Raw genomic sequence first — 13,169 nt, forward strand, 5'->3', positions numbered from 1 at the left:
CGGCGAGGGGCTTCAGTCCAGCCCGAGCAGCTCGCCGATATGCGCCCGCAATGCCTCCAGGGACACGGGCTTGGTCAAGAACACGTTGACGCCGGCCCCCAGACAGGCGGCACGGTGTTCGGCGGTCACCGAGGCCGAGATGGCGATCACGGGCACCGCGTTCAGTTCCGCATCCTGCCGCAAATGGCGCGTGGCTTCCACGCCGTCCATGGACGGCATCACGCTGTCCATCAGGATCAGATCCGGCCGGAAGCTCCTTGCCGTCGGCAACAGTTGGCTGCCGTCGCTGGCCTGCGCCACTTCGAAGCCGGCGTTGGTGAGAAAGTCGCACATCAGCGTGCGGTTCGCTGCCACGTCGTCGACGACCAGCACACGACGCGGCTGCCCCGGATAGCGCGCCACTTCGGCTGCCTTCGGGGGTTGAGCCTGCGTCGGCTGCACCACCGGCAAAGGCAGCTCCACGCGGAAGCGGGTGCCGCTGCCGAACTCGCTGCTCACCTGCACCTGTCCGCCCATGTCGTTCACCAGTGCGCGGGTGATTGCCAGGCCCAGCCCGGTACCGCCGCTGCGGCGCTGCACGTCGCCCACCTGCTCGAAGGGCTTGAAGATGCGCTCCATGTCCTCGGCCCGCATGCCGACGCCGGTGTCCTCGACATCCAGCCGCAGCAGCACCTGCGCCGGGCCCTTGGGCTCGGCGCACGCGCGCAAGGTGACCGTGCCGTCGTCGGTGAACTTGATCGCATTGCCCAGCAGGTTCAGCAGCACCTGACGCAGCCGGCGCTCGTCGGCCAGCACGGCCTCGGGCAGCCCGTCTGCGGCGTCGAACGCGAAGGCCAGGCGCTTCTCGTCGGCCTTCACCCGCATGAGGTCCACCACCGTCTGCAGGAGGTCGGACAGGCTCACCGCCGTCGGGCTGAGCTCCGTTCGGCCGGCCTCGATGCGCGCCAGGTCAAGGATGTCGTTGATCAAGGCCAGCAGGTGCTGGCCACTCTGGTGGATGGTGTCCAGGCCGCGCGCCTGCCGCTGGCTCAGGCCACCCTCCATGGTCAGCAACTGCGCATAGCCGAGCACGGCATTCAGCGGTGTACGCAGTTCATGGCTCATGCCGGCGAGGAACTCGCTCTTCGCGCGGTTGGCCGCCTCTGCGGCATGCCGGGCGGCGCGCTCGGTCTGGACCATGCCGCGCTTGAGTTCGGCCATCGCGGCATGGGTGCGGTCCTGGGCGTCCAGCTTGGACAGGATGCCTTGCACCTGGCTTCTGAGCGTCTCCTCGCTCAGTGAGAGCGCCCTGGCGATCTCGGGATAGGCATTGCCCTGGGCAATGAATCGCAACACGCTGATCTCTGCCGACGTGAGGGACTCCGCCGTGACCTGCTCGGCCAGTTCGAACGAGCCTTCCGAGGGCAGCGCCTTGCGGCCGGCGTGCACGGCGCGGATGGCGTCGAGCAGCTCCTTGTGAAGGGCGTTCTTGAGCAGGTAGCCGCGAGCGCCGGCCTGCAGCGCGCGCTGCGCCTGCGCGTCGCCGGCATACGTGGTGAGCACGATGATGCGGGCGTCGGGGAACTCGGCCCGGATCGCGCCGATGGCATCGAGCCCGCTCATCCCGGGCATCTGCGAATCCATCAGCGTGACGTCCGGGCGGTGCGCGCGGAACTGCTGGATGGCCTCGCGTCCATTTGCTGCTTCGGCCACGAGGGCCATGTCCGGTTCCACGGCGAGCAGCGTCGCGATACCCTGGCGCACGATCGGGTGGTCGTCGACGCAGAGAACCTGGATGCGGGTCAGTTCTTCGCTCATTCGCCGATCTCGCTGGGCGCCAACTTCCTGTGGAAGAACCACGATCTGGCGGGTGTGGGTTTACTGTACGCCCGCGACCCGGGAGCATTGAATTCCACCTGCGTCCCCTTGTCCAGGCCGCTGACGGTGAGCGTGCCGCCGACGAGTTCGGCGCGCTCTCGCATGCCGCTCAAGCCGTAGTGCCCTTCCTTCTCGCCCGTGCGCAGCACTTCCGGGGTGATGCCCTTGCCGTCGTCACGCACCCGCACGCGCAGCTGCCGTGCGTCGTAGAGGATCTCGACTTCGACATGCGTTGCGTCGGCATGGTGGAAGGCGTTGCGCAGCGCCTCGCCGGCGATGCGGAAGGTCTCGTCGCGCACGATCGGGTGCAGAGCCTGCGGCCTGCCCTGCACTTCGACATGCGCCGATGCCGCATGGCCGCTCTCGTTGGCGAGGTCCTCGGCAAGCGCCCGCAAGGCGTCCGCGAGGTTGTTCGTCTCCATGGCCGAGGTGCGCAAGCCCTGCACCGTGTCGCGGCCCTCCGTGATCGCTTCGGCCGCCCGGTCGATGGCGCTGGCGAGGACCTGCTTCGATTCATGTGGCCGGTCCGGCAGCAGGTTGAACGCGGCCTGGAACTGCAGCAACAGGCCGTGGAAGTGCTGCAACAGCGTGTCATGCAGATCGCGGGCGATGCGCGTGCGCTCGGCGACACGCGCATCCAGCCTCGCCTCGAACTGGCGATGCAGCCGCCGTATCCGCATATGCAGCCAGAGCTGGAAGCCGCTCCAGGCCAGGCCGATGAGCAGGGCCGCGCCGACCAGGCGGAACCAGGTCGTCTGGTAGAACGCCGGCGCGATAGCGAACTGGATCTGCGCGCCTTCGTCGTTCCACACGCCGCTGTTGTTGGCGGCCTTGACGTGAAAGCGATAGCTTCCCGGCGACAGATTCGTGTAGGTGGCCTGGCGCCGGTCGACGGCATCCTGCCAATCGTTGTCGTGCCCTTCCAGCCGGTAGCGGAAGCGCGTGTTCTTCGGATCGACAAGGCTCAGCGCGCTGAACTCGATCGTGATGTCGCGGACTCGCGCGGGCAGCGCCAGGCCGTTGGCGACGGCATAGGGCTTCTGGTCGGCGACCAGGGCCTCGATGTGGACCGGCGGCGGCAGCGGGTTGAATGGCAGGTGAGCGGGGTCTATCACCTGGACGTCGGCGCCCGACACGAACCAGAGCTTGCCATCCGGGCCTTTCGCCACGGGGGGATTGAAGTAGGCCGGCGTGAAGGCCAGGAGCGGGACGCCATCCGCGGCGCCCCAGACCTTCGGCGTGACCCGGTGGCTGGCATCGGCGATCCAGGCCGCGAGGTCGTCGCGCATGACCCGCACGAGCCCGCAGGACGCATGCATCCACAGCGACCCGTCGTCATCCAGGGTCGACCAGTGAACCGTGTTGCAGGGCATGCCGCTGCCGACGGTCAGGGTGGTGACGCGGCCATCCTTGATCCGGCTGAGGCCGCCCTTCTCCGTGGCCGCCCACACGGCCCCGTCGGCGTCCAGCCGCAGGCCGGCGACATGCCCCGCGCCCAGCCCTTGCTCGGGTGTGTAGGTCGCCTGCACCTTGCCGTCCTTGACATACAGGACGCCGCCGTCCTGCCAGAAGGCCAGCCACAGGCCGCCTCGATCCGCGACGATGACCTTGGCCTGTTGCTGCCGGCCGAACGCGGCCCACGGCAGGCTCTCGACGAGCCGGCCCTTGCGCAGTTGTGCCAGGCCTTTCTGTCCCGACAGCCAGAGGTCGCCGGCCGCGTCGCCGGTGATGGAATAGACCTCCTGCGCAGGCAAGCCGCTGACGGCGACGAAGCGGTCGGACTCGAAGTAGGCCAGGCCGCGGCCCGTGGCGGCCCAGAGCCGTCCGCCAGCGTCCTGGTAGAGGGATTGCACCTTTGCATCCGGAAGCCCGTCGCTCTCCCTGTAGACGGCAGGCCTCGCATCCTTGCGCCAACGGGCCAGGCCATCGTCGGTAGCCACCCAGACGCTGCCGTCCGTGGTCGCCAGCACAGCCCTCGTTGCTGAGTGTGGCAGGCCCTGTGACGTTGCGATGGTGGTGACCGGCAGCTTGCGGAAGCGGTCCAATCCCTTCTCGCTGCCGAACCAGATGTTGCCCTCGCGATCCTCGAAAAGACTGCAGGCGATATTGCCCGAGAGGCCATCCGCCCGGTTGAACAGGTCGGCCCTGCCATCTTGCAGATGGACGATGCCCTGGCCTTCGGTGCCGACCCACAACCCGCCATCGCTGGCGCGCAGCAACTTGTTCGCCTTGATGGCGCTGTCAGAGAGCCAGCCGTCGGGTTTGGCGGCGCTGCGCATTGGATAAGCCGCCAACCGGTCGCCAGCGAACCGCTTCAGCCCTGCGCCACGGATGCCGACCAACAGTTCCCCATCGACGGTCGTGCTCAGGTCGCCCACGCGCATGCCGGGCGTCTCGAACCGTTGGGGCGGCCCGGGCTTCCAGCGCCAGAGGCCCGATTCCGCACCCACCCACAGCGCCCCCGCGCCGTCCTCGGCCAGGCTCCACACGAACTGGCCGAATCCGCCCTCCTGCGAGGTGCACTCGACCTGCCCCGCGCGAACCGCACACAGCCGCCCCGGGTTCGCCAGCACGCCGGCCCAGACGGTGCCGTCGCGGTCTTCGAACAACGACGTCACGAAGCCGCTGGCGATTTGCGGATACCGGGTCAGCTCGGTGCCATTCCAGCTGACCAGCCCATTGAAGGTGCCGATCCAGAGCGTTCCGTCGCGGGCCACCAGCAGCGCATAGGGGTTGTCTGGCAGCGACTGGCCCTTCGGCGGTTGCCAGGGAACGAAGCGCAGGCCATCGAAGCGGAACATGCCAAATGACCCGCCCACCCAGAGATAGCCATCGCGCGTCTGTGCCATCGCGAAGACGAGGCCCAGCAAGGCCCCGTCCCGGGCTGTCCAGGAGGTGTGCGCGTACTGGGAGGCATGCGGGGGCGAATCGAGTGCAAGGGCGGGAGCCGGCGAGGCCAGCAGCGCCGCTGCCGCGAGCAGGCCCGGCACGACGACGCTTTGACGCTGGCCTTGCAGTGAACGCACAGGGCATCCCTTTACCGTTGGGGCACGCGGGCAGCGTAGCGCGAAAGGTGCCCGGCCGGGTGGATTCACATCGTGTGCGGCGCATGGCGCGGCTTAAGACAAACTGCCGCACATGAAATCACTCGCCCTTGCACTGATCACCGCCATGCTGCCCATTGCCGCCGCCGCCGATACGCTGGTCTATTTCGGCACCGACACCGCTGGTACGAGCAAAGGCATCTACGTCTCCGCCCTCGACGAGACCACCGGCGCGCTCTCGCCGCCTCGGCTGGCTGCCGCCATCGGCAACCCGGGATTCCTGGCCATGCATCCGAGCAAGCCGCTCGTGTACTCGGTCGCGGCAGGCCGCGCCGCAGACGGTGCCTGGAAGGAGGAGGTCGCCGCCTTCGCCGTGCAGCCGGACGGCAGCCTGACCCTGCTCAACACCCGGCCCTCCGGTGGCAACGGTCCCTGCCATGTTTCTGTCGACGCCAGCGGGCGCGTGCTGATGCTGGCCAATTACAACGGCGGCAACGTCGCGTCCTATCCGATAGCCGACGACGGCAGCCTGGGGCCCGCCGCCTCCACGGTCCAGCACCAAGGCTCCAGCGTGAACCCGCAGCGCCAGAAGGAGCCGCACCCGCACGGCATCTACCCTGACCCGACGCGGACCCGCGCCTACGTGCCCGATCTGGGTCTGGACAAGGTGGTCATCTACCGGCTGGACGCGGCGAGCGGCCGGCTCTCGCCCAACGTGCCGGCTTTCGCCAGCACCGAACCCGGCGGCGGCCCGCGCCATCTCGCCTTCCACCCGAACGGCCGCGACGTCTACGTCAACCTGGAGCTGACGTCCCGCGTCGCTGCCTACCGCATGGACCCGGCCACCGGCGCGCTGAACAGCTTTCAGGTCCTCTCCAGCCTGCCGGCGGGGGCCACGTCCGAAGGCAACAGCACGGCCGAGACGCTGGTGCACCCGAGCGGAAAATTCCTCTACGTCTCCAACCGCGGGCACGACAGCATCGCGGTGTTCGCCATCGACCCGCAGGACGGTTCGCTGCGCTTCGTCGAGGCGACGAGCACCGGCGGACGGACGCCCCGCAGTTTCGGCATCGTCCCCGGCGGGCGCTTGCTGGTGGCGGCCAACCAGAACAGCGGCAATGTGACGGTGTTTCGCATCGACCCCGAACGCGGCACGCTGTCACGCACCGCCGGCGAGGCGGCGGTTGACCGGCCGACTTACGTGCGATTCATGCGGCGCTGAGCCGGCGAGCAGCCTGGCGACGCGCGAGCGTCCCGCGCATCAAACCACCGACGGCAGCCCTTTCAGCAGCTTGTCCAGCGTGACGGGGTAGTCCCGCACGCGCACGCCGGTGGCGTTGTAGACCGCGTTCGCCACCGCAGCGCCGACGCCGCAGATGCCCAGCTCACCCACGCCCTTGGCCTTCATTGGCGAGGAGGTCGGGTCGGTCTCGTCGAGGAAGACCACGTCCTGGTGCGGGATGTCGGCATGCACCGGCACTTCGTAGCCGGCCAGATCATGGTTGACGAAGAAGCCGCGGCGCGTGTCCACCTGAAGCTCCTCCATCAGCGCCGCGCCGACGCCCATCGTCATCGCGCCGATGACTTGGCTGCGCGCCGAGGTCGGGTTGATGATGCGGCCTGCCGCGCACACGGCCAGCATGCGGCGCACGCGGATCTCGCCGGTGAAGGCGTCCACCGCCGCTTCGACAAAATGCGCGCCGAAGGTCGACTGCTGGAAGCGCTTGTCCAGGTCACCGTACTCGATGCCGTCTTCGGCGACGAGGCCGCTGAAGGATTCCAGCGGCACGGCCTTGCCGCCGCCGCGCACCTCGCCGTCGACAAAGGCGGCGTCCTCGCCCAGCTGCGCTTTTGCGCTCACCAGGCCGCGCAGCTTCATGCAGGCAGCAAACACGCCGGCGCAGGAGTTGTTGGCGCCCCATTGCCCGCCTGAACCGCAGGACACCGGGAACTCCGAATCCCCCAGCCGCACGCGCACACGGTCGAGCGGCACACCCATCGTTTCGGCGGCGGTCTGGGCAATGATGGTGTAGCTGCCGGTGCCGATGTCGGTCATGTCGGTCTCGACGACGATGTGGCCCTCGCCGTCGATGCGCACGCGGGCCTTGGACTTCATGGACAGGTTGTTGCGGAAGGCCGCGGCCACGCCCAGGCCCACCAGCCAGCGGCCCTCGCGCACCTGAGCCGGTTTGGCGTTCCGCTTGTTCCAGCCGAAGCGCTCGGCGCCCAGCTTGAAGCACTCGGCCAGGCGGCGCTGCGAGAAAGGCCGCTGCGGCTTCTCCGGGTCGACCTGGGTGTCGTTGCGCAGGCGGAAATCGATGGGGTCTAGCCCCAGCTTCTCGGCCATCTCGTCCATGGCGATCTCCAGCGCCATCATGCCGGGCGCCTCACCCGGCGCGCGCATCGCATTGCCCTCGGGCAGGTCCAGCACGGCCAGGCGCATGGCGGTCAGGCGATGCTCGCCGGCATAGATCAGCCGCGTCTGGGCGACGGCCGTCTCCGGCCCGCCGCCGGGCAGGTCGCCCGACCAGCTCTCATGCGCGATCGCATTGATACGGCCATCCTTGTCGGCGCCGATGCGGATGCGCTGGATGGTGGCTGGCCGATGCGTCGTGTTGTTGAACATCAAGGGTCGCGTCAGCGCGATCTTGACCGGCCGGTTCACGGCGCGAGCACCCAGGGCGGCGAGCAACACGTCGGCGCGCAGGAAGAGCTTGCCGCCGAAGCCGCCGCCGATGTAGGGCGACTTCACATGCACGTTCTCCTTGGGGATGCCCAGCGTCTTGGCCAGGTCCTCGACGGCCCATCCGATCATCTGGTTGGCCGTCCACACGGTCAGCTTCCGGCCCTCCCAGGCGGCCAGCGTCGCGTGCGGCTCCATCATGGCGTGGCCCTGGTCGGGCGTGGTGTAGGTCGCGTCCAGCTGCACGGGTGCCTTGGCAAAGGCGCCTTCAAAGTCGCCCACCTGGGTCTGCGCCTTGCCGCCCATGCCGTCGCCCTTGGCCATCGGCGCGTTCGGCTTGGCGGCGGCCAGATCGAAGCGGCCGGGCGTGGCCTCGTAACGGATGTCGATCAGCGCGGCGGCTGCACGCGCTTGCTCGAAGGTCGTGGCGACGACAACGGCCAACGCCTGGTGATAGTGGCTCACCTCCGGGCCGCCAAGCAGCTTGGCGGTGTTCTTGCTGCCCTTGCCGAGCTTGCCCGCGTTCTTGGCCGTCACGATGGCCAGCACGCCCGGCGCCTTGCGAGCGGCCGTCACGTCCATGGACTTGACGCGGCCCTTGGCGATGCCGGCGCCGACGACGAAACCGATGGCCGGATCGGCCGTCACATCGTGGTGTTCGTAGGCGTAGGGCGCCGTGCCCGTGGTCTTCAACGGCCCGTCGATGCGCGGCGTGGGCTTGCCGACGACCTTGCCCTGGTCGATGGCGTTGGTGGTGGCGGGTTGGTCGAATCGCATCACGTCGCCTTTGCAGCTTGGAGGATGCCGGCGAGCGTGCGCTCAGCCAGCGGCAGCTTGAAGGCGTTGTCGTCGGTCGGCTTTGCGCCGGCAAACGCCTGCGCCGCGAAGGCCTGGGCGCCCTTGCCCAGCGAGCCTTCCGCCGCCTCGACACGCCAGGGCTTGGGCGCCACGCCGCCGAAGGCGATACGACCCGTGCCGTCAGGCTGCACGATGGCCGCGACGGACACCAGCGCAAAGGCATAGGACGCGCGGTCCCTCACCTTGCGGTAGACGTGCACGCCGGCAATCGGCGCCGGCAGCAGCACCGCCGTGATCAGCTCGCCATGCGCCAGCGCATGTTCGATGTGGGGCGTGTCGCCCGGCAGCTTGTGGAAGTCGGCAATCGGGATGCGGCGCGTCTGGCCGTCGGGCTTGACCGTCTCGACCTGGGCGTCCAGCACGCGCATCGCGACGGCCATGTCGCTCGGGTGGGTGGCAATGCAGCTCGGGCTGGCGCCTATGACGGCCAGCGAGCGTGTCACGCCGCCAAGTGCGGAGCAGCCGCTGCCCGGCTGGCGCTTGTTGCAGGGCTGGGCCGTGTCGTAGAAATACGGGCAGCGGGTGCGCTGCAACAGGTTGCCTGCCGTCGTCGCGCGGTTGCGCAACTGGCCCGAGGCGCCGGCCAGCAATGCGCGCGACAGCACGGGGTAGTCGCGCTTCACGGCTGCGTCGGCAGCGAGGTCGCTGTTGCGCACCAGCGCGCCGATGCGCAGGCCGTCCCTGGTTTCGTCGATGCGATCCAGGCCCAGCGCGTTCACATCCACCAGATGCGTCGGCGCCTCGATCTGCAGCTTCATCAGGTCCAGCAGATTGGTGCCGCCGGCAATGAAGCGGGCATCCGGCCGCTGCGCCACGGCGGCGGCGGCCTCGGCCGGCGTACGGGCGCGCTCGAAGGTGAAGGCTTTCATGCCACGCCTCCGCCAACCTGGGTGATGGCCTCGGCGATGTTGGAGTAAGCGCCGCAGCGGCAGAGGTTGCCGCTCATGCGCTCGCGCAGCTCCTCGGCGGACAGCAGCGGCTTGGCCGCCAGGTCAGGCGTCACATGGCTGGGCATGCCGCGCTGGAGTTCGTCCAGCATGCCCACGGCCGAACAGATCTGGCCCGGCGTGCAGTAGCCGCACTGGTAGCCGTCCTTGGCCACGAAGGCCGCCTGCAGCGGGTGCAGCTTGCCCGGTGTACCGAGGCCCTCGATCGTGGTCACCTTGGCGCCTGGCGCCATGACGGCCAGCATCAGGCAGCTGTTGATGCGCCGGCCGTCCAGCAGCACTGTGCAGGCGCCGCACTGGCCGTGGTCGCAACCTTTCTTGGTGCCCGTGAGGTGGAGCTGCTCGCGCAGGAGGTCGAGCAGCGTCGTGCGCGTGTCGACGTCGACGGTCTGCGGCTTGCCATTGATCTCAAGCGTGAGCCGGGCCCTCGTGCCGGGCGGGCTGCCGAGGGCCGGCGGGGCATCGTCCGCGGCGCCGGCCACCGAGATCGTGGCCGTGCCGGCGCTGGCGATCAGCACGTCCCGGCGTGAAAGACATCCGTACCCATCGTCCATGGCTGGCTCCAAGCTGGCTAGCTGGGCAGACTAGGTGGCGTGACGGCGTCGCGCGTGTCGGACAACGCGCCGTCCCGGCGCAGGACGGGCGGTTACTCCCCTAGCACGACGCCTTCACGGCGTGAGTCGGCGCCACCCACCCAGCCGGTAGGGGTGCGCATCAACACCTGCAGGCCGCTGGTCAGGTCGGTCTCGACGATGGCATGGCCACGGCCGCGCAGGTCGGCGAGCTGGGCGGCCGTCAGCGCACCGCGCTCGACGATCAGCGAGCCGCTGTTGAAGTGGCCGAAGTTGGGCAGGTCCACCGCCTGCTGCACCGGCAGGCCCCAGGCCAGCGCGCCGGTGATGACCTTGGCGACGTAATGAATGATGACCGGCCCGCCCGGCGAACCTGCCACCAGGGCGAGCTTTCCATCGCGATCAAAGACGAGGGTGGGCGCCATGCTGGAGCGCGGGCGCTTGCCGGCCTCTACGCGGTTGGCCACCGGCTTGCCGTCGGCACCGACCGGATTCAGCGAGAAGTCCGTCAGCTGGTTGTTCAGCATGAAGCCACCGGCCAGCCCCGTGCCGCCGTCGCTCATGACGCGGTTGCCGAAGGCGGACTCGACGCTCGTCGTCATGGCCACGGCGCGGCCCTTGGCGTCGACGACGCTGATCTGGCTGGTGCCAGCTTCCAACTGCTCGGCCTGAGGCGAGCGTGCCTGCTTGGTCGCGCCCGGATCGCCCGCCGTGGCGGGGGCCATGGCGCGCTCACCGATCAAGGCGCCGCGCTCCTTGAGGTAAGCCGGCGCCAGCAGGTTCAGCCAGTCACCGCCCGGCGCGCTGACGAAGCCGGGGTCGGCGATGAACTGCGCGCGGTCGGCAAAGGCCAGCTTGGCAGACTCGGCATAGGCATGCATCCAGTCCGCCGTGACGCCCTTGGCCGCGACGGCCAGGGGCTGGGTGTCGAGCAGGCCCAGGATCTGCGTCAGCGTCAGGTGCCCCGAGGTGGGCGGGCCGAAGCCGCAGACGCGATAACTGCGCCATTCATTGCACAGCGGCGGGCGCATCACGGCCTTGTAGCCGGCCAGGTCCGCCAGTGTCAGCAGGCCCGGGCGTGCATGGCCTTTCACACGGCGCACGATGTCCTCGGCCACGGCGCCCTCGTAGAAGCCTGCGGGGCCCCGCCTGGCGATGCCTCGCATCACGGCGGCATAGGCGGGGTTCTTCAGCACGGTGCCCACGGGCTTGGCGTTGCCGGCAGCGTCGAAGAAGTAGGGCGCGGCCTGCGCATCGCTGCGCAGCGCGCGTTCGCTGGAGGCCAGTTCGAACAGGCGCGGGCTGATCGCAAAGCCCTGCTCGGCCAGCGCGATGGCCGGCTCGAACAAGCGCGCCCAGGGCAGCTGGCCGTGCTGGCGATGGGCCTCGGCCAGCATGGCCAGCACGCCGGGCGTGCCGGTGGCGAGGCCGCTCAGCACGGCGTCGCGCATGGTCAGCGGCTTGCCGTCGGGCTTGAGGAACAACTCGGGCGTGGCCGCAGCGGGCGCCGTCTCGCGGCCGTCATAGGTCTGCACCTGGCGCCCGTCCCAATGCAACAGGAAGGCGCCGCCGGCAATGCCGCTGGACTGCGGCTCGACAAGGCCCAGCACGGCCTGCACGGCGATGGTGGCGTCGACGGCGGAGCCGCCGGCACGCAGGATGTCCAGGCCCGCCCGCGCAGCCAGCGGGTTGGCGGCTGTGACGGCAAAACGCTTGGCCGGCGCCTTGAGACTCGTCTCCTTCGCGGTGCGTGTCGTCGCGGCTTCGGGTTGTTCGACCGCTCCCGCATGCTGAAGCGAAAAGGCCAGAACAACGGGAAGCCAGCGCAAGCTCATGTGAAGTAGCCGAGGTCTCGGGTCGAGTAGTTGCCGATCTGGGGCAGCACCATCGGCAGATCTGTCGCCGACACGCCCATCCAGGTGGCGAGTGTCGCCGCGAGCTGGTCCACGGACGTGGTGGGCAGCAGCCGGCCCTGGCCGACGTCGTCCGGCCCGTTGACGCTGACCGACGGCAGCGCGCCGTAGTAGCGCCCGCCCTTGACCGCGCCGCCCATGACGAAGTGGTGGCTGCCCCAGCCGTGGTCGCTGCCGTCGCCATTGCTGGTCAGCGTGCGGCCGAAGTCGCTGGCGGTGAAGGTCGTCACCTTGTCGGCCACGCCCAGCTCCACGGTGGCGGCGTAGAAGCTGGCCATGGCATCGTTGACCTGCGCCATCAGCAGCGGGTGCTGGGTGGCGAGCAGGTCGTGCAGGTCAAAACCGCCGATGGAGACGAAGTAGACCTGGCGCGCGGCGCCCAGCGCCTGGCGCGCAGCGATGAGCTTGGCCACCATCTGCAGCTGAGTGGAGAGGCTGGTCGTGTCGAACGCCGTGCCGAAGGCGGGCACGGCGGCCAGGGCGGCGCCGAGCGTGGTCTGCGCGTCCGCCGAGCGCTTGACGACGCGGTTCAGCTCGGCCTCCATCCAGTGCGTGCGGTCGGCCGTGATCAGCGAGCGCAGCGCCGTGGAGCAGGCCGCCGAGCCGTACAGCGACTTGGTGATGCCGTTGATGGGCACCGCGCCGGACGTGGACACCTGGTACTGAACGGCCTGCTTGCCGGCCATGTAGACGGCGTTGCCCGACACGTTGATGCAGGTGAAGGTGGACGTGCCGTTGCCACCCATGAAGAGGTCGCCCAGGCGCCCGCCCCAGCCCGAGGTGGCGCCCTCGGGCGAGCTGGCCTGCCAGACGGATTGCTGGTCGTTGTGCGAGAACAGCTTGGGCGGCAGCGGCACGCTTTTGGCCTTGTACTGGGCCAGCGTGGTGGGCTGCACCAGCGTGCCCACGTTCAGCTGCACGGCCAGCTTGCCGGCATCCCACAGGCCCTTGAGTTTGCCAAGCTGGGGCGCCAGCGCCATCTGGCGGCCACCGACGATCTCGGAGAGTGCCGTGGCGGCCAGCGTGTCGCGCGGGATGGTCAGCGCCTGGCGGATGCCGGCGTAGGCGGCGTGGCTGGCGGCGTCATAGGGAACGAGCGTGTTGCCGTAGTCGTTGCCGCCGTACATGAAGAGGCAGACCAGGGCCTTGTAGTCGCCTGGCGTCGTCGCGGCTGCAGCTTCGCCGATGCCGGCCAGGGACAGCGCCCAGGGCGCCGCGGTGCCGGCAATGCCGACGGCGGAAGCGCGACGCAGGAACTCGCGGCGCTGCAGCTCGGGGAGGTGGTTGAGCTTCAT

8 protein-coding genes are annotated in these 13,169 nt (G+C 69.2%); 1 reads left to right on the forward strand and 7 read right to left on the reverse strand.

Going from position 1 to position 13,169, the window contains the following annotated elements:
- Positions 1 to 12: 12 nt before the first annotated feature.
- A complete protein-coding gene (locus AC0IZJ_RS15785) occupies positions 13 to 1,797 on the reverse strand; it encodes a response regulator (protein WP_471851507.1) in 1,785 nt (594 codons plus the stop codon).
- Positions 1,794 to 4,883 (reverse strand): ligand-binding sensor domain-containing protein, encoded by a 3,090-nt coding sequence (locus AC0IZJ_RS15790; RefSeq protein WP_471851510.1) that lies wholly within the window; start codon positions 4,881 to 4,883, stop codon positions 1,794 to 1,796. Before AC0IZJ_RS15790 ends, AC0IZJ_RS15785 begins: the two co-directional genes overlap by 4 nt.
- A gap of 112 nt (positions 4,884 to 4,995) precedes the next feature.
- Between AC0IZJ_RS15790 and AC0IZJ_RS15795 the strand changes: the two genes are divergently transcribed.
- The gene (locus AC0IZJ_RS15795) at positions 4,996 to 6,123 is read left to right on the forward strand and encodes a lactonase family protein (RefSeq protein ID WP_471851513.1); all 1,128 of its coding nucleotides are present in this window, start codon (positions 4,996 to 4,998) and stop codon (positions 6,121 to 6,123) included.
- Positions 6,124 to 6,162: 39 nt separating this feature from the next.
- On the opposite strand, the gene paoC is transcribed toward AC0IZJ_RS15795, so the two are convergent.
- The 5 genes from paoC to AC0IZJ_RS15820 all read right to left on the reverse strand — a co-directional run bounded on the left by paoC (position 6,163) and on the right by AC0IZJ_RS15820 (position 13,169).
- Positions 6,163 to 8,361: an aldehyde oxidoreductase molybdenum-binding subunit PaoC gene (gene paoC / locus AC0IZJ_RS15800; RefSeq protein ID WP_471851516.1), complete on the reverse strand. Its 2,199-nt coding sequence runs from the start codon at positions 8,359 to 8,361 to the stop codon at positions 6,163 to 6,165.
- Positions 8,361 to 9,311 (reverse strand): FAD binding domain-containing protein, encoded by a 951-nt coding sequence (locus AC0IZJ_RS15805; RefSeq protein WP_471851520.1) that lies wholly within the window; start codon positions 9,309 to 9,311, stop codon positions 8,361 to 8,363. The genes paoC and AC0IZJ_RS15805 overlap by 1 nt, the downstream gene beginning before the upstream one ends.
- Positions 9,308 to 9,943 (reverse strand): aldehyde dehydrogenase iron-sulfur subunit PaoA, encoded by a 636-nt coding sequence (paoA, locus tag AC0IZJ_RS15810; RefSeq protein WP_471851523.1) that lies wholly within the window; start codon positions 9,941 to 9,943, stop codon positions 9,308 to 9,310. Before paoA ends, AC0IZJ_RS15805 begins: the two co-directional genes overlap by 4 nt.
- Before the next feature lie 92 nt (positions 9,944 to 10,035).
- Positions 10,036 to 11,796, reverse strand: a complete 1,761-nt coding sequence (locus AC0IZJ_RS15815; RefSeq protein ID WP_471851526.1) for a gamma-glutamyltransferase family protein — start codon at positions 11,794 to 11,796, stop codon at positions 10,036 to 10,038.
- A complete protein-coding gene (locus AC0IZJ_RS15820; protein ID WP_471851529.1) occupies positions 11,793 to 13,169 on the reverse strand; it encodes a DUF1501 domain-containing protein in 1,377 nt (458 codons plus the stop codon). The genes AC0IZJ_RS15815 and AC0IZJ_RS15820 overlap by 4 nt, the downstream gene beginning before the upstream one ends.

This window comes from Roseateles sp. AC306 (assembly GCF_979253795.1).

Coding starts and splice junctions, on each gene's coding strand:
- AC0IZJ_RS15785 (WP_471851507.1), bottom strand. CDS start 1,797: ATGAGCGAAGAACTGACCCGCATCCAGGTTCTCTGCGTCGACGACCAC.
- AC0IZJ_RS15795 (WP_471851513.1), top strand. CDS start 4,996: ATGAAATCACTCGCCCTTGCACTGATCACCGCCATGCTGCCCATTGCC.
- paoC (WP_471851516.1), bottom strand. CDS start 8,361: ATGCGATTCGACCAACCCGCCACCACCAACGCCATCGACCAGGGCAAG.
- AC0IZJ_RS15805 (WP_471851520.1), bottom strand. CDS start 9,311: ATGAAAGCCTTCACCTTCGAGCGCGCCCGTACGCCGGCCGAGGCCGCC.
- paoA (WP_471851523.1), bottom strand. CDS start 9,943: ATGGACGATGGGTACGGATGTCTTTCACGCCGGGACGTGCTGATCGCC.
- AC0IZJ_RS15815 (WP_471851526.1), bottom strand. CDS start 11,796: ATGAGCTTGCGCTGGCTTCCCGTTGTTCTGGCCTTTTCGCTTCAGCAT.
- AC0IZJ_RS15820 (WP_471851529.1), bottom strand. CDS start 13,169: ATGAAGCTCAACCACCTCCCCGAGCTGCAGCGCCGCGAGTTCCTGCGT.